28 protein-coding genes are annotated in these 18,905 nt (G+C 45.5%); 5 read left to right on the forward strand and 23 right to left on the reverse strand.

The genetic code is table 11. The features are described from left to right. Nucleotides 1-14: 14 nt before the first annotated feature. The 21 genes from NE638_RS02400 to NE638_RS02500 all read right to left on the reverse strand — a co-directional run bounded on the left by NE638_RS02400 (nucleotide 15) and on the right by NE638_RS02500 (nucleotide 12,358). Nucleotides 15-200 carry a type Z 30S ribosomal protein S14 gene (locus NE638_RS02400; RefSeq protein ID WP_015526927.1) on the reverse strand — a complete coding sequence of 62 codons (186 nt, stop codon included), beginning with the start codon at nucleotides 198-200 and terminating at the stop codon, nucleotides 15-17. A gap of 13 nt (nucleotides 201-213) precedes the next feature. Further along, nucleotides 214-753, reverse strand: coding sequence for a 50S ribosomal protein L5 (gene rplE / locus NE638_RS02405; RefSeq protein ID WP_021650765.1), 540 nt, complete (start codon nucleotides 751-753; stop codon nucleotides 214-216). A gap of 22 nt (nucleotides 754-775) precedes the next feature. Next, nucleotides 776-1,087, reverse strand: coding sequence for a 50S ribosomal protein L24 (rplX, locus tag NE638_RS02410; RefSeq protein WP_021650764.1), 312 nt, complete (start codon nucleotides 1,085-1,087; stop codon nucleotides 776-778). Between the two features lie 11 nt (nucleotides 1,088-1,098). Then, nucleotides 1,099-1,467 (reverse strand): 50S ribosomal protein L14, encoded by a 369-nt coding sequence (gene rplN / locus NE638_RS02415; protein ID WP_019162495.1) that lies wholly within the window; start codon nucleotides 1,465-1,467, stop codon nucleotides 1,099-1,101. 13 nt (nucleotides 1,468-1,480) lie between these two features. Continuing rightward, entirely contained in the window at nucleotides 1,481-1,735 is a 255-nt protein-coding gene (gene rpsQ, locus NE638_RS02420) for a 30S ribosomal protein S17 (RefSeq protein ID WP_021650763.1), read from the reverse strand. 18 nt (nucleotides 1,736-1,753) lie between these two features. Then, nucleotides 1,754-1,963, reverse strand: a complete 210-nt coding sequence (gene rpmC / locus NE638_RS02425; RefSeq protein WP_021650762.1) for a 50S ribosomal protein L29 — start codon at nucleotides 1,961-1,963, stop codon at nucleotides 1,754-1,756. Then, entirely contained in the window at nucleotides 1,953-2,390 is a 438-nt protein-coding gene (gene rplP / locus NE638_RS02430; RefSeq protein WP_015526924.1) for a 50S ribosomal protein L16, read from the reverse strand. The genes rpmC and rplP overlap by 11 nt, the downstream gene beginning before the upstream one ends. Next, nucleotides 2,390-3,046 carry a 30S ribosomal protein S3 gene (gene rpsC / locus NE638_RS02435; RefSeq protein WP_015526923.1) on the reverse strand — a complete coding sequence of 219 codons (657 nt, stop codon included), beginning with the start codon at nucleotides 3,044-3,046 and terminating at the stop codon, nucleotides 2,390-2,392. Before rpsC ends, rplP begins: the two co-directional genes overlap by 1 nt. Nucleotides 3,047-3,057: 11 nt before the next feature. Then, nucleotides 3,058-3,447, reverse strand: a complete 390-nt coding sequence (gene rplV, locus NE638_RS02440) for a 50S ribosomal protein L22 (protein ID WP_015526922.1) — start codon at nucleotides 3,445-3,447, stop codon at nucleotides 3,058-3,060. 86 nt (nucleotides 3,448-3,533) lie between these two features. Next, entirely contained in the window at nucleotides 3,534-3,815 is a 282-nt protein-coding gene (gene rpsS / locus NE638_RS02445) for a 30S ribosomal protein S19 (protein ID WP_015526921.1), read from the reverse strand. Nucleotides 3,816-3,830: 15 nt separating this feature from the next. Beyond that, the gene (rplB, locus tag NE638_RS02450) at nucleotides 3,831-4,676 is read right to left on the reverse strand and encodes a 50S ribosomal protein L2 (protein ID WP_015526920.1); all 846 of its coding nucleotides are present in this window, start codon (nucleotides 4,674-4,676) and stop codon (nucleotides 3,831-3,833) included. A 62-nt stretch (nucleotides 4,677-4,738) separates the two neighbouring features. Next, nucleotides 4,739-5,038 (reverse strand): 50S ribosomal protein L23, encoded by a 300-nt coding sequence (rplW, locus tag NE638_RS02455; protein ID WP_015526919.1) that lies wholly within the window; start codon nucleotides 5,036-5,038, stop codon nucleotides 4,739-4,741. Further along, nucleotides 5,038-5,658, reverse strand: coding sequence for a 50S ribosomal protein L4 (rplD, locus tag NE638_RS02460; RefSeq protein WP_015526918.1), 621 nt, complete (start codon nucleotides 5,656-5,658; stop codon nucleotides 5,038-5,040). Before rplD ends, rplW begins: the two co-directional genes overlap by 1 nt. 21 nt (nucleotides 5,659-5,679) lie before the next feature. Beyond that, nucleotides 5,680-6,312 carry a 50S ribosomal protein L3 gene (gene rplC, locus NE638_RS02465; RefSeq protein WP_015526917.1) on the reverse strand — a complete coding sequence of 211 codons (633 nt, stop codon included), beginning with the start codon at nucleotides 6,310-6,312 and terminating at the stop codon, nucleotides 5,680-5,682. 65 nt (nucleotides 6,313-6,377) lie between these two features. Next, entirely contained in the window at nucleotides 6,378-6,695 is a 318-nt protein-coding gene (gene rpsJ, locus NE638_RS02470; RefSeq protein WP_015526916.1) for a 30S ribosomal protein S10, read from the reverse strand. A gap of 349 nt (nucleotides 6,696-7,044) precedes the next feature. Next, nucleotides 7,045-8,124 carry a hypothetical protein gene (locus tag NE638_RS02475; protein WP_173733873.1) on the reverse strand — a complete coding sequence of 360 codons (1,080 nt, stop codon included), beginning with the start codon at nucleotides 8,122-8,124 and terminating at the stop codon, nucleotides 7,045-7,047. Between the two features lie 145 nt (nucleotides 8,125-8,269). Then, a complete protein-coding gene (locus NE638_RS02480; RefSeq protein ID WP_015526913.1) occupies nucleotides 8,270-8,524 on the reverse strand; it encodes an HPr family phosphocarrier protein in 255 nt (84 codons plus the stop codon). Beyond that, on the reverse strand, nucleotides 8,521-9,477 hold the full coding sequence (gene whiA / locus NE638_RS02485) for a DNA-binding protein WhiA (RefSeq protein ID WP_110103642.1): 957 nt from the start codon (nucleotides 9,475-9,477) through the stop codon (nucleotides 8,521-8,523). The genes NE638_RS02480 and whiA overlap by 4 nt, the downstream gene beginning before the upstream one ends. A 48-nt stretch (nucleotides 9,478-9,525) precedes the next feature. Next, complete coding sequence (gene rapZ, locus NE638_RS02490) at nucleotides 9,526-10,404, reverse strand: RNase adapter RapZ (RefSeq protein WP_015526911.1); 879 nt, start codon at nucleotides 10,402-10,404, stop codon at nucleotides 9,526-9,528. 187 nt (nucleotides 10,405-10,591) lie between these two features. Then, the gene (gene murB, locus NE638_RS02495) at nucleotides 10,592-11,509 is read right to left on the reverse strand and encodes a UDP-N-acetylmuramate dehydrogenase (RefSeq protein ID WP_021650759.1); all 918 of its coding nucleotides are present in this window, start codon (nucleotides 11,507-11,509) and stop codon (nucleotides 10,592-10,594) included. A 117-nt stretch (nucleotides 11,510-11,626) separates the two neighbouring features. Next, nucleotides 11,627-12,358, reverse strand: a complete 732-nt coding sequence (locus NE638_RS02500) for a tRNA threonylcarbamoyladenosine dehydratase (RefSeq protein ID WP_022426384.1) — start codon at nucleotides 12,356-12,358, stop codon at nucleotides 11,627-11,629. A 191-nt stretch (nucleotides 12,359-12,549) separates the two neighbouring features. Between NE638_RS02500 and NE638_RS02505 the strand changes: the two genes are divergently transcribed. From NE638_RS02505 to NE638_RS02525, 5 genes are read left to right on the forward strand one after another with little or no spacing between them, the layout of a single operon-like run. Continuing rightward, nucleotides 12,550-12,966, forward strand: coding sequence for a stage V sporulation protein AB (locus tag NE638_RS02505; RefSeq protein ID WP_015526908.1), 417 nt, complete (start codon nucleotides 12,550-12,552; stop codon nucleotides 12,964-12,966). 41 nt (nucleotides 12,967-13,007) lie between these two features. Continuing rightward, complete coding sequence (locus NE638_RS02510) at nucleotides 13,008-13,466, forward strand: SpoVA/SpoVAEb family sporulation membrane protein (protein ID WP_173745737.1); 459 nt, start codon at nucleotides 13,008-13,010, stop codon at nucleotides 13,464-13,466. Then, nucleotides 13,463-14,518, forward strand: coding sequence for a stage V sporulation protein AD (locus NE638_RS02515; RefSeq protein ID WP_022426382.1), 1,056 nt, complete (start codon nucleotides 13,463-13,465; stop codon nucleotides 14,516-14,518). The genes NE638_RS02510 and NE638_RS02515 overlap by 4 nt, the downstream gene beginning before the upstream one ends. A 2-nt stretch (nucleotides 14,519-14,520) precedes the next feature. Then, complete coding sequence (locus NE638_RS02520; RefSeq protein WP_059085334.1) at nucleotides 14,521-14,877, forward strand: SpoVA/SpoVAEb family sporulation membrane protein; 357 nt, start codon at nucleotides 14,521-14,523, stop codon at nucleotides 14,875-14,877. 25 nt (nucleotides 14,878-14,902) lie between these two features. Continuing rightward, nucleotides 14,903-15,529: a stage V sporulation protein AA gene (locus NE638_RS02525; protein ID WP_173745738.1), complete on the forward strand. Its 627-nt coding sequence runs from the start codon at nucleotides 14,903-14,905 to the stop codon at nucleotides 15,527-15,529. Nucleotides 15,530-15,652: 123 nt separating this feature from the next. Here the strand turns inward: NE638_RS02525 and NE638_RS02530 are convergent, their stop codons facing one another. Together NE638_RS02530 and NE638_RS02535 are read right to left on the reverse strand one after the other, a co-directional pair. After that, nucleotides 15,653-17,635 carry a sodium-translocating pyrophosphatase gene (locus NE638_RS02530; protein ID WP_044961021.1) on the reverse strand — a complete coding sequence of 661 codons (1,983 nt, stop codon included), beginning with the start codon at nucleotides 17,633-17,635 and terminating at the stop codon, nucleotides 15,653-15,655. Between the two features lie 195 nt (nucleotides 17,636-17,830). Then, on the reverse strand, nucleotides 17,831-18,754 hold the full coding sequence (locus tag NE638_RS02535) for a 4Fe-4S binding protein (RefSeq protein WP_118169340.1): 924 nt from the start codon (nucleotides 18,752-18,754) through the stop codon (nucleotides 17,831-17,833). Nucleotides 18,755-18,905 lie beyond the last annotated feature (151 nt).

Here is an 18,905-nt window from a genome sequence, read left to right on the forward strand (position 1 = left end):
GCTTTCGCCTCGGCCTACCAGGAAGCTTTCTTAACACCCGGGATCTGACCTTTGTATGCCAGCTCACGGAAGCAGATTCTGCAAATTCCGTATTTTCTCAGGTATGCATGTGGACGGCCACAGATTCTGCAGCGAGTATACTCTCTTGTGGAGAATTTAGCTTTACGCTGCTGTTTAATTTTCATTGCTGTCTTAGCCATGAATCTTTTCCTCCTATTTAGCAAATGGCATGTTGAATAATGTCAGTAATTCGCGTGCCTCTTCATCTGTTTTAGCAGTTGTAACGAAGATAACATCCATTCCTCTTACTTTATCAACCTTATCGTACTCAACCTCTGGGAAGATCAGCTGCTCTTTGATACCAAGAGCATAGTTTCCTCTGCCGTCGAATGCGTTCGGGTTAACACCACGGAAGTCACGTACACGTGGAAGAGCAAGGTTGATAAGACGATCAGCGAACTCATACATCTTCTCGCCTCTCAGAGTAACTTTACATCCGATCGGCATACCCTCTCTGATTTTGAAGTTAGCGACAGATTTTTTAGCTTTTGTAGCGATTGCTTTCTGTCCTGTAACAAGTTCCATATCTGCGATTGCAGCGTCAAGAAGTTTAGCGTTCTCTTTTGCCTCGCCAACACCCATGTTAACAACGATTTTCTCGAGTTTTGGCACTTCCATTACGTTTTTGTATCCGAATTTCTTGGTCATGGCATCCATGATCTCGTTCTTGTAAAGATCTTTTAATCTACTCACCTTTATATGCCTCCTCTCTTAATTAATCGATTGTCTTTCCTGTTGCTTTGGCAACACGAACTTTTTTGTCTCCATCCATCTTGAATCCAACTCTTGTAGCTTTTCCGTCTACAACGAGCATTACGTTGGAGATATGAAGTGGAGCTTCTTTTGTCACGATTCCACCGTTCTGATTAGCTGCGGACGGTTTAGCGTGCTTTGTAACCATGTTTACGTTCTCAACAACTACTGTGTTGTCTTTTACGTTAACTGCAAGGACCTTTCCGTCCTTACCTTTATCTTTTCCAGCGATTACCTTTACAGTATCACCTTTTTTAATTTTCATAGCTGACATTCGGCACCCTCCTATAATACTTCCGGAGCTAAGGAAACGATCTTCATGAATTTCTTCTCACGAAGCTCTCTGGCAACTGGTCCAAAGATACGTGTTCCTCTCGGAGTTAAGTCATCCTTGATAATTACGGCAGCATTTTCATCGAAACGGATGTAAGATCCGTCTTTACGACGAGCGCCTTTTTTAGTTCTAACAACTACAGCTTTAACAACGTCACCTTTTTTAACAACGCCGCCTGGTGTTGCATCTTTAACCGTAGCAACAATTGTGTCACCGATGTTTGCATATCTTCTTGTAGAGCCGCCCATAACACGAATACAAAGGATTTCTTTTGCACCAGTGTTGTCGGCAACTTTCAGTCTAGTTTCCTGCTGAATCATACTGGTTTCCTCCTTATTTAGCTTTCTCTACGATCTCAACCAGTCTCCATCTCTTGTCCTTGGACAGCGGTCTGGTCTCCATTACCTTAACGGTATCTCCGATGTTGCACTCATTGTTCTCGTCATGAGCTTTTAATTTATATGTTCTCTTCACGATTTTTTTGTAAAGAGGATGTTTTACATGGTCTTCAATTGCAACTACGATGGTCTTATCCATTTTGTCGCTGATAACCTTACCCACGCGGGTTTTTCTCAGATTTCTTTCCACGATTTATGTCCTCCTGTCCTATTTGGAAGCGTTTGCCTGCTCAGTGATTACTGTCTGGATTCTGGCAATATTTTTACGAACCTCTTTGATTCGTCCTGTATTGTCTAACTGGTTTGTTGCATTCTGAAATCTCAGATTGAAAAGCTCTTTTTTAGCAGCTACTAATTCTTCATTCAGTTCTGCAACTGACTTTGCTTTTAAATCTTCCACGAACTTATTAATTTTCACTGTTATCACCGCCTTCTAAGTCTGCACGAGAAACGATTTTACATTTACATGGTAACTTGTGCATTGCAAGACGTAATGCTTCACGGGCAACCTCTTCGGACACGCCTGCAATCTCAAACATAACACGACCTGGTTTTACTACTGCTACCCAGTACTCCAGAGCGCCTTTTCCGGAACCCATTCGAGTCTCAGCTGGTTTAGCTGTTACCGGTTTATCCGGGAAAATCTTAATCCAAACTTTACCGCCACGTTTGATGTAACGGGTCATAGCAACACGGGCTGCCTCGATCTGATTAGATCTGATCCAACATGGCTCAGTAGCAACAAGACCGAAATCACCATAGTTGATAACATTGCCTCTAAGGGCTTTTCCTCTCATGGAGCCACGGAATTGTTTACGACGTTTTACTCTTTTTGGCATTAACATTATTTATCGCTCCCTTCCTTAGTTCCTTTTGTCGGAAGAATCTCACCATTGTAGATCCATGCCTTAACACCAACTTTACCGTATGTGGTGTCTGCTTCCGCAAAGCCATAGTCGATATCTGCACGAAGTGTCTGAAGCGGGATTGTTCCCTCGCTGTAGAACTCTGTACGAGCCATATCAGCTCCGCCGAGACGTCCGGATACGGAAGTCTTGATTCCCTTAGCGCCAGCCTTCATTGTTCTCTGCATTGTGGACTTCATAGCACGTCTGAAGGAAATACGGTTCTCAAGCTGAAGAGCAATGTTCTCAGCAACCAGCTGTGCATCTTTGTCCGGTCTCTTAACTTCTTTGATGTCAACGATAAGCTTCTTGTCTGTGTATTTCTGAAGCTCAGCTTTAACTTTCTCGATCTCTGCGCCGCCCTTACCGATTACGATACCAGGTTTTGCTGTGTAGATGATGATCTTAACTCTGTCAGATGCTCTCTCGATCTCGATTTTGGAAACACCTGCGCTGTATAATTTCTTTTTAAGGAATGTTCTGATGTTGTAGTCTTCTACCAGGTAGTCAGCAAACTTGTCTTCTGCATACCATCTGGAATCCCAATCCTTGATAACTCCGACTCTAAGGCCATGCGGATTAACTTTCTGTCCCATGCTTTTCCTCCTTACCTTTCATCAAGCACAACTGTGATATGGCTAGTTCTCTTCTCGATTCTGTAAGCTCTACCCTGTGCTCTCGGCTGAATTCTCTTCATTGTAGGTCCCTTATCTGCATAGCATGCTGCAACATAAAGGTTGTCTGCGTTCATTCCGTTGTTGTTCTCAGCGTTTGCTACTGCTGACTCAAGCAGTTTTTTGATCACGCTGGAAGCGTATCTCGGATTGTATGTCAGGATACCAAGTGCTGTCTGTACATCTTTGCCACGGATCGCATCTAATACGTAGCAGGCTTTCTGAACAGAAATTCTTGCATAAGATAACTTTGCAGACGGCCTTGTCTCTCTATTATTCTCATTTCTGGCTCTCTTTATCTGGCTTCTATGTCCTTTTGCCATCTTAAAGTGCCTCCTTTCTTAAATTCGATATCTAAGTTATCTGCCAGCTGTCTTAAATTGACAGCGGGCAGTTATAAATCTGATGACTAGCGTACTCCGGACTTCTTCTCGTCTTTTCCGTGTCCTCTGTAAGTTCTTGTTGCAACGAACTCACCAAGTTTGTGTCCTACCATATCCTCTGTGATATATACCGGCACATGTTTTCTTCCGTCATGAACAGCGATTGTGTGTCCTACGAAAGACGGGAAGATTGTGGAACGGCGAGACCAAGTTTTGATTACGGATTTATCATTTGCAGCGTTAAGAGCGTCTACTTTTTTAAGTAAGCTCTGGTCTGCAAAAGGTCCTTTTTTCAGTGAACGAGACATGCTTTCTCCTCCTTATTATTTCGATAATGCTTTTCCATCGCGTCTTCTTACGATGTACTTGTTGGACTGTTTGTTTTTCTTTCTGGTCTTCAGGCCGAGAGCAGGTTTGCCCCACGGTGTGCAAGGACCTGGGCGTCCGATACCGGTCTTACCTTCACCACCACCATGTGGATGGTCATTCGGGTTCATTACGGAACCACGAACTGTAGGTCTGATACCCATGTTACGTTTACGTCCGGCTTTACCGATGTTAATAAGGTTGTGATCTCCGTTTCCGATTACACCAACAGTTGCGCGGCATACGATCGGAACCATTCTCATCTCACCGGAAGGAAGACGAAGTGTTGCGTACTTTCCTTCTTTAGCCATGAGCTGTGCGCCGTTTCCTGCAGAACGAACCATCTGTCCGCCTTTTCCAGGATGAAGCTCAATGTTGTGAACCATAGTACCAACCGGGATAAGCTCCAGTGGAAGGCAGTTTCCAACACGAACCTCAGCTTCCGGACCATTGTAAACCTTCTGGCCTACTTTAAGTCCCTCTGGAGCGAGGATGTAAGCTTTCTCGCCATCTGCGTAGCAGATCAGAGCGATGTTAGCTGTTCTGTTCGGATCGTACTCGATTGTTTTAACTGTTGCAGGGATTCCATCTTTTCTTCTCTTGAAGTCGATGATTCTGTATTTTCTTCTGCTTCCGCCACCCTGATGTCTTACAGTGATCTTACCCTGATTGTTACGTCCAGCGTTCTTCTTAAGGGAAGTAACGAGGGATTTCTCTGGTTTTGCAGCTGTAATCTCAGAGAAGTCGGAACCAGTCATATGTCTTCTTGACGGTGTATATGGGTTATAGCTTTTGATTCCCATGATGTTTCTCCTTTCGAATTTGTTCTCGTGCTTTCGTGCACATATTCGGACTTATCTGTTAATTAAAGTCCCTCAAAAATCTCGATATCTTTGCTCTCTTCTGTAAGAGCTACGATAGCTTTTTTAGTCTTAGCAGTTTTTCCAACTACCATTCCACGGCGTTTTTTCTTTCCATCACTGTTGATGGTGTTTACGCTCTTAACTTTTGTTCCCTCGAACATCTTCTCAACAGCCTCTTTGATCTGAGTCTTGTTAGCTTCCGGATGTACAAGGAATGTATATTTCTTCTCACCCATGTCTGCCATGGATTTCTCTGTGATAACCGGACGGATGATTACGTCATAGTACTGAATACTTGCCATTATGCGTATACCTCCTCGATAGATGCAACGGCATCCTTTGTAACAACTACGGTGTTGTGTTTCATAACATCGTATGTGTTGATTGTAGCCGGTGTTGCAGTTTCCACGTCAGCGATGTTTCTTGCGGAAAGAACTACGTTCTGATCGTTGTCAGCTGTGATTACAAGAGCTTTCTCTGCTTTCAGGTTTGTAAGAACCTTCTGCATCTCTTTTGTCTTAACCTCAGCAAGTGCAAGGCTGTCAACAACAACAAGTTTATTATCCTGAACCTTGGATGTCAGAGCGGATTTAAGAGCTGCTCTTCTTTCCTTCTTGTTCATTTTCACTTCATAATCTCTCGGAACCGGAGCGAATACAACACCGCCGCCTGTCCACTGTGGTGCACGGATGGAACCCTGTCTTGCATGACCTGTTCCTTTCTGTCTCCACGGTTTTCTTCCGCCGCCTCTTACCTCAGAACGAGTTTTCGCTTTCTGAGTTCCCTGACGGTTATTTGCAAGCTGACGAACAACTGCAAGATGAACGAGATGCTCGTTGATCTCAACGCCGAATACTGCGTCATTCAGCTCCATTGTGCCAACTTCATTGCCTTCCATATTATAAACAGTTACATTAGCCATTCTGATGCTCCTCCTTTCCTATTATAAGGACTTTACTGTCTCTTTGATTGTAACCAAAGATTTCTTAGGTCCTGGAACAGCACCCTTAACTAACAGTAAGTTATTTTCTGTATCTACACGTACGATCTCAAGATTCTGAACAGTTACCTGAACATGTCCCATGTGACCTGGCATATGTTTTCCTTTGAAAACCTTGCTCGGATCGGAGCAAGCGCCGTTGGAACCTGCATGACGATGATATTTAGAACCGTGAGCCATAGGTCCTCTGGACTGGCCATGTCTCTTGATGGCGCCCTGGAAGCCTTTACCTTTGGAAACTGCAGTAGCATCGATATGATCTCCTGCTGCAAAGATATCAGCCTTGATCTCCTGTCCAACCTCATACTCGCCGGCATTGTCAAATCTGAACTCTTTTACAAATCTCTTTACAGCTACACCAGCTTTGTCAAAGTGGCCTTTCTCCGGTTTGTTGACCAGTTTCTCTCTGATCTCGCCGAAGCCAACCTGAACTGATGTGTATCCATCGTTCTCCTCAGTTTTAACCTGAGTTACAACGCAAGGACCTGCCTGTAAAACAGTTACCGGAATTAACATTCCATCTTCATTGAAGATCTGAGTCATTCCGACTTTAGTAGCTAAAATAGCTTTCTTCATTTCTTTCTTCCTCCTTATAGCGGATTACCATTCGGTAATCATATAGTTAATGTCAAATGACATTATTAGCGGTTTTTCATCTTGATATCGATGTGAACACCAGCCGGCATTTCCAGTCTGGAAAGTGCATCTACTGTTTTCTGAGTTGGTGTCAGGATATCGATAAGTCTCTTATGTGTTCTCTGCTCAAACTGCTCTCTGGAATCTTTGTATTTATGAACAGCTCTTAAGATTGTAACAACCTCTTTCTTAGTAGGAAGCGGAACCGGTCCACTTACCATTGCTCCGTTCTTCTTTACTGTCTCGATGATCTTTGCTGCAGATGCATCAACGAGCTGATGATCATATGCCTTTAATGTGATTCTCATTACCTGATTTGCCATAAAAAAAGTCTCCTCCTATTCGTACTTATATAGCAGTACGACAAGCGGCGACTGTACACATCTCCGTGTGTGTCATGGTATATTTGCACACACGTCCCATCCCAAGATGGTTATTGAACTTTGTACAGTGACTTGTCGTCAGTTTCCTAACTTGACATTCGCTCCACGGAAAACCTGCCAGTGTGGCAGCAACCTCGCGCTTCATAGCTATCAATGTCACAGCAAGGATTAGTATATACGATGATTCTTCAGAATGCAAGCCTTTTTTTTAATTTTTTTGATTTTTTTTAAAAAAGAAGAAAATGGCTCATTTCTGAACCATTTTCTTCTTATATAATAGGTACTTATTTTATTCTTCCATATCGTCCACATCACCACTGATGATATCCGAGTAATCAAACAGTGTAACCTTCGTGATGTCATCCTTAACGATATCCGGTGCATCACCGGCCTTCTTTACGCGGCTTGCAAGCTGCGCTGCGGAATAAGACGGCATCGCAAGGCTTCCAATGGTAACCGGCTCCTCTTCCTCTTCCGGAACCTCTTCGACCTTTCCGGCCGGATGCGGCTTTCTGTTTTCTTCAACCGTACGTTCTGCCATTTCCAGTCTGGAAAGCATATCTGCTTCTTCTGAAGTGGCTGCTGCAATCTCTTTCTTAAGTTCCGCATGAGCTTCACTTGCGGCAGTCTGTGCAGTCTGCTGTATGGCAGCCTTCTTTTTATTCTCCGAATAGCCTGTAACATCCTCTTCGTCAATCTCATCTACGAAACCGCCCGTACGGACCTTACGCTTATCTGCTTTTTTATTTTTGTGTTTTCGTGCCTTTTCTTCCTGAATGATCTCTTTTTCTTCTTCCTTCATTCTTATGGCACGTGCTTTTTCTTCCTGCTTCAGTTCTTTCCTGGACTTCACATAACCCGGTTCCGGATCGTTCACATCTTCCTCAATATCATCCGGCTCTTTCTTCCAGAGTTCTGCGATCACATACAGGATGATCAGGAACAATACGACCAGACCAAGAATGATCAGGCCTTCAATACTTTCTGTAGCCACCATAAGATATCCCACATAGCCAATGGTAACTACAACTTTTGGAACATAATCTCCAACCTTAATGGTAAAAGTCTTTCCTCCGGAAACGGACTGATCTGTTACTGTTCCGGTTCCCTTGGAGGCATCGAGATTGGTGATCGTATATTTATATGTCTCGGAATCTTTCTGTACAAGGATCGGAGTACCTGCGCTGATCGCAGAACTCTTCTCCGGGATCGCATATGTAACAGATCCGACTGGGAGGTTCGTTGCCTTATCGGATTTATCCACGATCACTGTTCTCACCCCGAAGAACGGCGGAAGAACAAGTCCCAGTACACAGATCAGTGTGCATATCACAACAAAATGTACGATAAATTTCAATACTTTTGACATAGGTAATCTTCCTCTTTCATATTTGTAGGTACTTTGAAGCGGAAAGGGATACAGCGGGAATCGGTCTTCCTTTCCGTCTGTATCCCTTTATATTCCACATCCGCAGGAATCTACCATTTTCCGCGGACTGCTCTGTTCCAACTGATTACTGGTTGCTTAAATACTGTTCAATGCTCTCCATCGCTGCATTCTCATCATCACCGTTGGCAGACAGTGTAATCTCTTCTCCAGCGTCAAGTCCCAGAGTCATCATTCCCATAATGCTCTTTGCATTGACTCTTTTTTTGCCAATCTCAACATAAATTTCACTGTTAAACTGGCTTGCCACCTGAACAAGCTGTGCTACAGGTCTTGCCTCCAGTCCAGTGGATAAGTTGATAGTGATTGGTTTTTTAATCATAATAGCTCCTCCTTGTTCTCCCGCAGCTCATCTGCGATCTCACTCAGCTTGCGAAGCCGGTGATTCACACCTGATTTGCCCACCTGCGGATTCAACATCATACCTAATTCTTTCAGTGTGGCATCCGGATACTGCAGTCTCAGCCTGGCTATCTGTGCCAATCCATCACTTAAGCTCTCAAAGCCGATAGTTCTGCTGATCAGCTGTATATCTTCCACCTGTCTCACTGCCGCATTTACCGTTTTATTGATATTCGCAGCCTCACAGTTCACCTTACGGTTTACCGTGTTACGCATTTCCTTAAGTATCCGGATGTTCTCCAGATCCATAAGGGCTACGTTCGCCTCCATGACTGCCAGCATGTCAACGATCTGCGCGCCTTCCTTCACATAGACCACATATGATTTCTTGCGCACCACAATTTTAGCTTCTACGTGAAAACTGCGGATAATCCCCTGTAATTGTTCTGCTTTCCTGCTGTCCGGACACACGATCTCAAAATGATACCCTTTCTCTGGATCACTGATCGAACCGGACGACAAAAAAGTACCGCGAATAAATGCCCGCTTGCAACAGTTCATCTGAACCACAAGCGAATTATCCATTTCAAGTAAACCGGTTTCGTTATCCACAGAAAGCTTTGTCCCCTGCAGTACTTCCTCTGTTCTGGCAGGATCCGTAACCTCAACAAGATATACCTTACCCCGTTTGAGATGAGCCCCTTCCCGGATAACAATCGCTGTCTCTATATTAAAGGTTTTTCGCAATAATGTAAAGCTTTTTCTTGCAACTGCTTCATTTTCTGTCTGGATCCATAGTTTTCTGTTTCCATCCGACATTTTTTCCACACGGCCGCAGCCGCAGAGCAGTGCCGCCAGTTCTGCCACCTGACAGTGCCTGGCCAGACTAAGCTGTCCTGAAAGTTCTTCTTTGACTTTTCCTGAAAATGACATCCCGAACCCTCTTTTACTGTTTCCCTGCCACCCTTTTCATCGCGGCAGTTATTTTTTCAGAAGTCTGTCCTTCTCCGCATCCCTGTGCTCCAGGCGGATGCCGTATTCATCCGATTTGGAAAGCCTGGAAAAAAGTTCTCTGGCAATCGTAACAGAACGATGTTTCCCCCCTGTACATCCGATACCGATCACAAGGCTTGTTTTCCCTTCTTTAATGTAGTTAGGGATCAGAAAACGGATCATATCCTCCAGTTTGTCCGCGAAGGCTTTCGCCGTATCACTGGCCATCACATAATTGAACACTTCATCGTCAAGGCCTGTCAGAGGACGCAGTTCATCCACATAATAGGGATTGGGAAGAAATCGCACATCAAACACAAGATCTGCATCTGCCGGGATTCCATACTTAAAGCCGAAGGAAAGCACAGAGATCATGATATTGCTGAACTCTCTGTCATCCACAAAGATCTTTTCGATTTCCTGGCGAAGCTCCCTAGTAAGCAGATGGCTGGTATCAATGATATAATCCGCACGTTTCCGGAGAAATTTTGTTTTCTCACGTTCCAGGCGGATTCCCTCATCCACTCTCCCTGCTCTTGCCAGCGGGTGGCTTCTTCTGGATTCTTTATAGCGTTTTACAAGGACAGAATCCTCTGCATCCATAAACAGGATCTCGTAATCATACCCGGTCTGCTTCATACGGTCCAGAACTACTTCCAGTTCATCAAGGGCACTTCCGCTTCTGGCATCGATCCCCAGAGCCACATTTCTAACATTTTCGCTCTGCATCTCAGGAAGAAGGGAAGCAAATTTTTCCAGAAGCTGGATTGGAAGATTATCCACGCAGAAATATCCCATATCCTCCAACATTTTAAGTGCAGCTGTTTTTCCTGCTCCTGACACTCCTGTAACGATCACAAAACGCATAGTCTCTCTTCCTTTCCATTTCTTCTTCCGTTATCTGCAAAGCGTACATACGCATTCCTGTTCCCTCTGTTTCGTATCCTGGGTACCTGAAAGCCGGACTACGCTGAGCCTTTTAGGTCTGTGCGATCGGATCCACAGACAAGTAAGTGGTATAATTATTTTGAAAACGATGTACCAGAAATGGTCATCAGGCTTCAAAATCACCCAGGAACTTCACCTCCGGTTCCAACGTAACTCCATATTTCTTATAAACGATATCCCTGACATTATCCATCAGCGTGCGGACATCCCTGGCAGTTGCACCGCCTGCATTGATCACAAAGCCACAGTGTTTCTCAGAAACCTGTGCACCACCTACCTGATATCCAGCAAGACCGCTGTCCATGATCAGCTTACCTGCAAAATATCCCTCCGGTCTCTTAAAGGTACTTCCAGCACTGGGATACTCCAACGGCTGTTTGGTGGTACGACGGATCGTCAGATCTTTCATGGTCTCACGGATCACTTCCGGATTTCCCTCCTTCAGCTGCAGCTTTGCTTCCAGCACGATATAACCTGCGGTTTTGATGATGCTGGTACGATATCCCAGTTCCAGTTTATCTGCCGGAAGGGTAACGATCTCTCCCTCCTCATCCATCACAGTTACCTCTGTGAGAACATCCTTCATCTCGCCGCCATAGGCACCTGCATTCATCACAACCGCACCGCCCATAGTTCCCGGGATCCCGCCTGCAAACTCAAAGCCTGTAAGAGCTGCATTTTTTGCTGCTGCTGCCACCGATGAAAGCAGCGCACCTGCCTGTACGGTGATCTCTGTTCCTTCTACGGTAACGGCAGACATATTTTTGTAGATCTGGATAACTGCTCCACGGTAACCGCCGTCTCCTACCAGAAGATTACTTCCATTTCCGAGGATAAAATAAGGGATCGCACTTTCTTTACAGATTTTTACGATACGCCCCACATCTGTGTCTTTATCCGGCATCAGAAAATAATCCGCCGGACCTCCGATCTTAAAAGTTGTATGACGGCTCATTGCTTCGCCTGTAAAAACACGTTCTTCTCCAAGAAGATCGCAGAACTTTTTTATGATTTCTGAATTCACTTTTTATTTCCTCAGTCTTTCTGTTTTATTTCTGTAAAGCAGACATTACTGTTCCGCCTTGACTTATGCTCATGAACTGGATCTGTCCGTGATCTGCGCTCAATTTCTCATTTGCTGTCAGCTGTGTGAAACGTTTCCGGCTGACAGTATATCCCGCACAACTTCTCCCGCCAGCAGATATCCCGCAGTCCCTGTCACAAAGGAAATATTTCCTTCGGCAGGCTTCTTCACCATAGTTCTTCTCCGTCTGAAAAGCTTTTCTTTTGCCGGTTGTTCTCTGGAATACAGTACTTTGAGTTTACGTATTCCCTGTTTACGCAGTTCTTTTTTTATGATCCTGGCCGCCGGGCATACTGTGGTCCTGCTGATATCCGCAACCTCAAGTCTAGACGGGTCTATCTTGTCCCCGATGTCCAGGCAGGAGATCACAGGCACACGTTCCTCCCTTGCTCTGCTGATCAGAAGCAGTTTTGACGACAGTGTTCCCATTGTATCCACAATATAATCAAAGGAACGCAATTCAAACATTCCCGCAGTCTCCTCATTATAAAAGGTTTCGTAGGTATGCACCAAAATATTCTCATCAATATCCCGGATTCTCTTCTTGGCCGCCTCTACCTTGCTCATTCCCAGAGTAGAATGAAGTGCCAGCACCTGGCTTCCGATATTCGTCAATGTGATCTTTTCATGATCGATCAGTGTCAGACTCCCCACACCGCAGCGCGCAAGTGACTCTGCCACCTGTGATCCGGCTCCGCCAAGACCGAATACTGCAATTTTCGCCCTGCTGAGTTTTTTTACACCTGTATTTCCAACGAGCAATTCCATACGTGAAAAAGCATCCTGCATATCCGTCCTCCTGACACTGTTTTTTCTTTTGATTGAGAAAGACAGCGCCTGTCCGCCGCTGTCCATATTCCTTTTTATTATACTATCTCTGTCCGTAAATGTACAGATATTCTTGTTTTTTAAGATTTTCGCATAAAAAATTTATATTTTCTCATACTATTCCCATACAATCCCACAAGGAGGTTCTGTCCATGCTTCAACAACTGATTCTGTGCTTTATCGGTTTCTGTGCCGGGATCATCGTTGCAGGAGGTGTCTCCGGACTGCTGATCGGCCTTTCCATTGTTCCCCGCTATGCAGGTATCACGCATACAGCTGACCAGATTTTTCTTTATGAAGATCTGACACTTCTGGGAACAGTTGCCGGAACCGTCGTCACCCTGTTTCCGATCAGAATTCCGCTGGGACCTTTTTTCCTGGCTGTCTGCGGAGTATTTTTCGGAATTTTCCTGGGCGGCTGGATCCTTGCACTGGCAGAGATCGCAAAAGTCTTTCCCGTCTTTGCCAGACGGCTGAAGCTCTCTCAGGGGCTTTCTCCGGTAATAATTTCCATTGCTGCCGGAAAAGCCCTGGGCTCCCTGTTTTATTATGCCATGAGCTGGATGTAATTCTTACTGTCACTCTACCATCTCACGAAAGGATTTTCCATATGCAAAATATCAACCAAAAAAAATATGAACAATATGTCAAGCAGCTTACTCCCACCCACAGTCTGCCGCTGAATATGTCAAAAGCTTTTCTCACAGGCGGACTGATCTGTCTTCTTGGACAGGTTATCTTAAACACAGCACAGGCTCTCGGTGTAGATGCTTCCGATTCCAGAACCTGGTGTTCTGTCATTCTCATTCTCTTAAGCGTCCTTCTCACAGGCTTTGGTATTTATCCCAAAATCGGCAAATTCGGCGGTGCAGGAAGTCTTGTTCCCATTACCGGATTCGCCAACTCAGTGGCTGCATCCGCCATTGAGTTCCGGGCAGAAGGACAGGTTTTCGGCATAGGGTGCAAGATTTTTACTATTGCAGGCCCTGTGATCCTCTACGGCATCTTAAGCGCCTGGGGACTGGGTGTGATCTATTATATCCTAAAGATCCTGGAGGTGATATCATGAGCAAAAATCTCAGACTTGGCGCAGCCAGCATTGCATTTTCACAGCCTTTGTATATCGAAAGCGCCGCATCCATCGTCAGTCAGAAAGAGGCGGACGGTCCTCTTGGAGATCTTTTTGACCTGGTCTGTGAAGATCCCATGTTTGGCTGTGACACCTGGGAATCTGCGGAAAGCACACTGCAGAAAGAAACTGCCACTCAGGCCATAAGCAAAGCTGGACTGAGCTCCGAAGATATCCATCTGATGTTCGCCGGAGATCTTCTCGCTCAGACATCAGCCACCTGTTTCGGCTCCGCTGGACTTGGAATTCCCTTTTACGGTCTTTACGGTGCCTGCTCCACCATAGGGGAAGCACTTTCTCTCGGTTCCCTTGCTCTGACCGCCGGATTCGGCACACGGGTCTTATGTGCCACCTCCAGCCATTTCGCAAGTGCGGAAAAAGAATTTCGTTTTCCTCTGGGATACGGAAACCAGCGGCCGTTTTCTGCCACCTGGACAGTAACCGGAAGCGGTGCCTGTATCCTAAGTACATCTCCTCCCGGAGAAAAAGCTCCTCTGCGCTCCGGCAAAGGCTGTGCTGCTATCACCGGCCTTACTGCCGGCCGTGTGATGGATTATGGTCTCAGGGATTCCATGAACATGGGAGGCTGTATGGCTCCTGCAGCCTGCGATACCATTGCACGAAGCTTTTCGGATTTCAGGCGGACGCCTTCGGATTATGATGCCGTCTTTACCGGGGATCTGGGGATCATCGGGCAGAAAATTCTCCTGGATCTTCTGAAGGAACAAAATATCCGGCTTTCTCCCATTCATAAAGACTGCGGTATCCTGATCTATGACGATCCTTCTCAGGACACCCACGCAGGAGGAAGCGGCTGCGGCTGTTCTGCTGTAGTCCTTGCCTCCTACATCCTTCCGAAGATTGTATCCGGAGAATGGAAGCGGATCCTTTTTGTACCAACAGGAGCGCTTCTTTCCAAAGTAAGCTTTAATGAAGGTGACAGTATTCCGGGTATTGCCCACGGAGTTGTCATCGAGCATATGGAGGTATGAGCATGGATTACTTTAACGCATTCTGGTTCGGCGGCCTTGTCTGTGCCCTGATTCAGATCCTTCTGGACAAGACAAAGCTGATGCCTGGCCGTGTGATGGTACTTCTGGTATGTAGCGGCGCCCTGTTAAGTGCCGTTGGCGTCTACCGGCCGCTGGTGGATTTTGCAGGTGCCGGGGCCTCCGTCCCGCTGATCGGTTTCGGACATGTATTATGGGAGGGTATGAAAAAAGCCATTGAAGAAGACGGCATCCTTGGGCTTTTTACAGGAGGCTTCACTGCCTGTGCTGCCGGAGTTTCCTCCGCCCTGATCTTCTCTTATCTGGCCAGTCTCTTCTTCCGTCCAAAAATGAAAAAATAATATTCCGGGAAAGGAGTTTTTTCTCATGAGTGATACTCTTTATCTGCAGCTGGATCAGAACATTGAAGTCACCAACCCACATGTATATCTTCAGGATATCGCTGCACTTTCCATGAGTGACCCCAAAATCCTCAATCATCTGCGGGTCATGCCTGTGATCGTTCTGGATGCGAAAAAGCCCGGACGCTATGTGATGTCTGTCTCGGATCTTCTGAAAAAGATCCAGAAGCTGGAACCCTCCATTGATATTTCTCCCATCGGGGAAACGGATTTTATCATCACCTACCGCATCAGCTCTGCCACAGGAAAAATTCTCCGGTATGTAAAAATCCTTTTTGTATGCCTGGTTTCCTTTTTCGGCGCCGCTTTTTCCATTATGACCTTTAATAATGACGTAGATATGGGCAGCCTTTTTAGCCAGTTTTACACTCTTGTTACGGGAAAAAGTTCCTCCGGCTTTACCATCCTGGAAATTTCCTACTCCATCGGGATCGGCCTCGGCGTACTGATCTTCTTTAATCATTTCGGGCATCTGAAGCTAAGCGATGATCCCACACCTATGCAGGTGCAGATGCGGACCTATGAGGATGATGTAAACCGGACACTGATCGAACAGGCTGCACGAACAGAAAATCCAGAAACTGAAGCATAACCAGAGCACACTCTCATATCCGTACAATTCCGCCGCCTGTCGCACAAAAAAAGCTCCCTGCAGATTTCTCTGCAAAGAGCTTTTTTTATATAATATGGGTTTACTTTTTTTCTGAAATGATATTTACAGAAGTCCTCCGATGGATAAGAACAGAGGAGCAAATACCAGTGATACAATAGTCATAAGCTTGATCAGGATGTTAATGGAAGGCCCTGATGTATCTTTGAACGGATCGCCGACTGTATCGCCGACAACGGCTGCTTTGTGCGCCTCGCTGCCTTTTCCGCCATGATGACCTGTCTCGATGTATTTTTTTGCATTATCCCATGCACCACCTGCGTTGGACATGAAGATCGCCATCAGTACACCTGTTACAAGAGCACCGGAAAGAAGTCCTCCAAGAGCCTCAACGCCAAGAACAACACCTACGATAACCGGAACAACGACCGCCATGATTCCAGGAAGCATCATCTCGTGAAGAGCTGCTGTTGTGGAGATCGCAACGCATGATTTGTAATCCGGTTTCTCAGTTCCCTTCATGATACCCGGTTTCTCACGGAACTGGCGTCTTACTTCCTCGATCATCTTGTAAGCAGCCTTGGAAACGGATTCCATTGTGAAGGCCGAGAAGAGGAATGTAAGCATACCACCGATAAAGATACCGATCGTAACACGAGGAGCAAGGATATTGATTGCATCCAGATTTACTGCATTCGCATAAGATACAAACAGAGCAAGCGCTGTAAGAGCTGCGGAACCGATTGCGAAGCCTTTACCCATAGCTGCTGTTGTGTTACCTACAGAATCAAGCTTATCTGTGATCTCACGAACTGACTCATCCAGACCTGACATCTCTGCAATACCACCGGCATTGTCAGCGATGGGTCCATACGCGTCAACGGCAACTGTGATTCCTGTTGTGGAAAGCATACCAACTGCTGCAAGAGCGATTCCGTATAATCCATCCACACCGTATGCTACAAAAATACCAACACAGATCAGCAGGATCGGGAATGCTGTAGATTTCATACCTACTGCGATACCACTGATGATAGTTGTAGCTGCACCTGTCTCAGACTGCTCGCCGATTCCCTGAACCGGTTTATAATCTGCAGATGTGTAATACTCTGTAATGTTTCCGATGATGACACCGACAACAAGACCTGCGATCACAGCAATGGCTGCCTTCATGTCTCCGAAGAGAGTCTTGCTGAGGATCAGGGACACGATGATAACAAGTGCTGCAGATACATAGCTTCCTCTTGTGAGGGCTTTCTGCGGATTGGAATTATCATCACCTTTTACAAAGAATGTTGCAATGATGGATGCGATCAGTCCACAGCCTGCAATAGCCAGCGGATAGAGAACACCGGAAACTGCTCCGGCTACCGCACCAAGTGTAAGGGCAGATACCAGAGATCCTACATAGGACTCAAAAAGGTCTGCACCCATACCGGCAACATCACCTACGTTATCACCTACGTTATCCGCGATAACAGCCGGGTTACGAGGGTCATCCTCCGGGATTCCTGCCTCAACCTTACCTACAAGGTCAGCTCCTACGTCAGCTGCCTTTGTATAGATTCCACCACCAACACGTGCAAACAGTGCGATGGAAGAAGCACCAAGGCTGAATCCGGAAAGTACGTCAACGTTCTTTGTGATGATATACACAACGCTGACACCCAGTGCACCAAGACCTGCAACACACATACCCATAACAGCACCGCCGGAGAATGCAATGGAAAGAGCCTTGTTCATTCCTCCCTCTTTTGCTGCATTTGCTGTTCTTACATTAGCCTTTGTTGCAACGGTCATACCGCAGTATCCTGCGATTGTTGAAAACAGAGCACCTACTACGAAGCAGATTGCTGTTACCCAGCTTCCAACTCCGATTCCGATCAGTACAAAAAGTACGGCTACAAAAATAACCAGGATCTTGTACTCTGCTGTTAAGAAGGCGCGGGCACCTTCTGCGATCGCACCTGCGATCTCCTTCATTCTGTCTGTTCCTGCATCCTGCTTGCTGACCTTCGCTGCAAGGTATGCTGCGAACAGAAGTGCCAGTACTGCTGCCACCGGCACCAAATACATGTAGTTTTCCACTCTTTTTACCTCCGTTCATGTATTGTTAATACTTTATCACATTATTTTGCATATTTCAAATAGAATTTTCACTTAGTTTTTTGTTAATATTGTGATATAATAAAAATTTATATAAATGGGATAAAAATTTTTTATATTATTGCTCGCATTTTTTCAGTTTCAGACAGCTTATATAATAGGAAGTTTTTTATATCTCTATTTGGACAAAATTTCCATTTTTCTTTCCAGAAGATTTTTTTCCAATAATTGTTTTTCTGCATTTTCGAATCCAATTCGTTCTATAGTCTCGGCAAAACGTTCTCCCTTTAATCCCTGGTCCTTAAAAAGCAGGATTGCCTTCTCAATAACATCTAGTGCCTCTTCCTCTGACGTAAAGATCCGGTTCAGGGCCTTTCCATGAGAAATTTTCTTTCCCCAGCGTCCACCGATATAGATCTTGAATCCGTAGGTACCGTCCGGGATGGAATGGAATGGACATTTTCCCACACACCTTCCGCAGTGTCTGCAAAGCTCCTCATCAATGTGCAGTTTCCCGTCAACGACTTTCGCCACTTTGTTTGGACATGCAGCTTCAATGGCACATTTTTTGCAGCCCTTGCATGCCTCGCTGTCAAAGTGCGGGATCCTCTGTCCGATGATCCCCACATCATTCAGATTTGGTTTCACACAGTTATTCGGGCATCCGCCTACTGCGATCTTAAATTTATGCGGCAGTGCAACCTGACGGTAGCCTTTATAGAATCTCTGGAAAATCTCTTCTGAAATTGCATAGGAATCCAGAAGTCCATACTGACAGGTGGTTCCCTTGCAGGATACTACCGGTCGGACCTTTGCTCCTGTTCCTCCTGTCTCCAGACCTTCCTTCGCAATAAATTCCTGAAACTCTTCGATCTTTTCATAGGGGATTCCCTGGATCTCCACGGAGAGCCTGGTCGTGTAGGTAAGATTTCCGTTGCCGAATTTCTCTGCTGCTTCCGCCATACATCTGTGCTGTGCCGCTGTCACCTTTCCGTTTACAGTGATCACCCGTGCAGAAAATTCATCGGTTCCCCGGTTATTTAAAAACCCCTGCCCCTTCAGTCTTTTCTCTTCCTCTTTGCTTACAGTTAATGCTGACATATTTTCTCCTCCTGGTCTCACCGGCATTCCGATACTTTCCCACGGTATCGTTGCCCTGTATTTTGCAATGTTGAAATCGTTTTCACTTACTTCCTACTATACCACTTGAAGATGTATTTGAGAAATGATATTATTTTATAAAAATGATAGG

The sequence above is a fragment of the Blautia sp. MSK.18.38 genome, assembly GCF_024460535.1.
GTDB classification, from domain to species: domain Bacteria; phylum Bacillota; class Clostridia; order Lachnospirales; family Lachnospiraceae; genus Blautia_A; species Blautia_A fusiformis.

Bases quoted from the DNA above. Each gene is read 5' to 3' on its own strand.
- NE638_RS02400 (WP_015526927.1), bottom strand. From the start codon at position 200: ATGGCTAAGACAGCAATGAAAATTAAACAGCAGCGTAAAGCTAAATTC.
- rplX (WP_021650764.1), bottom strand. From the start codon at position 1,087: ATGTCAGCTATGAAAATTAAAAAAGGTGATACTGTAAAGGTAATCGCT.
- rplN (WP_019162495.1), bottom strand. From the start codon at position 1,467: ATGATTCAGCAGGAAACTAGACTGAAAGTTGCCGACAACACTGGTGCA.
- rplP (WP_015526924.1), bottom strand. From the start codon at position 2,390: ATGTTAATGCCAAAAAGAGTAAAACGTCGTAAACAATTCCGTGGCTCC.
- rpsC (WP_015526923.1), bottom strand. From the start codon at position 3,046: ATGGGACAGAAAGTTAATCCGCATGGCCTTAGAGTCGGAGTTATCAAG.
- rplV (WP_015526922.1), bottom strand. From the start codon at position 3,447: ATGGCAAAAGGACATAGAAGCCAGATAAAGAGAGCCAGAAATGAGAAT.
- rpsS (WP_015526921.1), bottom strand. From the start codon at position 3,815: ATGTCTCGTTCACTGAAAAAAGGACCTTTTGCAGACCAGAGCTTACTT.
- rplB (WP_015526920.1), bottom strand. From the start codon at position 4,676: ATGGGAATCAAAAGCTATAACCCATATACACCGTCAAGAAGACATATG.
- rplW (WP_015526919.1), bottom strand. From the start codon at position 5,038: ATGGCAAGTATTCAGTACTATGACGTAATCATCCGTCCGGTTATCACA.
- rplD (WP_015526918.1), bottom strand. From the start codon at position 5,658: ATGGCTAATGTAACTGTTTATAATATGGAAGGCAATGAAGTTGGCACA.
- rplC (WP_015526917.1), bottom strand. From the start codon at position 6,312: ATGAAGAAAGCTATTTTAGCTACTAAAGTCGGAATGACTCAGATCTTC.
- rpsJ (WP_015526916.1), bottom strand. From the start codon at position 6,695: ATGGCAAATCAGGTAATGAGAATCACATTAAAGGCATATGATCATCAG.
- NE638_RS02475 (WP_173733873.1), bottom strand. From the start codon at position 8,124: ATGTCAAAAGTATTGAAATTTATCGTACATTTTGTTGTGATATGCACA.
- NE638_RS02480 (WP_015526913.1), bottom strand. From the start codon at position 8,524: ATGATTAAAAAACCAATCACTATCAACTTATCCACTGGACTGGAGGCA.
- whiA (WP_110103642.1), bottom strand. From the start codon at position 9,477: ATGTCATTTTCAGGAAAAGTCAAAGAAGAACTTTCAGGACAGCTTAGT.
- rapZ (WP_015526911.1), bottom strand. From the start codon at position 10,404: ATGCGTTTTGTGATCGTTACAGGAGTGTCAGGAGCAGGAAAAACAGCT.
- NE638_RS02500 (WP_022426384.1), bottom strand. From the start codon at position 12,358: ATGCAGGATGCTTTTTCACGTATGGAATTGCTCGTTGGAAATACAGGT.
- NE638_RS02505 (WP_015526908.1), top strand. From the start codon at position 12,550: ATGCTTCAACAACTGATTCTGTGCTTTATCGGTTTCTGTGCCGGGATC.
- NE638_RS02510 (WP_173745737.1), top strand. From the start codon at position 13,008: ATGCAAAATATCAACCAAAAAAAATATGAACAATATGTCAAGCAGCTT.
- NE638_RS02515 (WP_022426382.1), top strand. From the start codon at position 13,463: ATGAGCAAAAATCTCAGACTTGGCGCAGCCAGCATTGCATTTTCACAG.
- NE638_RS02520 (WP_059085334.1), top strand. From the start codon at position 14,521: ATGGATTACTTTAACGCATTCTGGTTCGGCGGCCTTGTCTGTGCCCTG.
- NE638_RS02525 (WP_173745738.1), top strand. From the start codon at position 14,903: ATGAGTGATACTCTTTATCTGCAGCTGGATCAGAACATTGAAGTCACC.
- NE638_RS02535 (WP_118169340.1), bottom strand. From the start codon at position 18,754: ATGTCAGCATTAACTGTAAGCAAAGAGGAAGAGAAAAGACTGAAGGGG.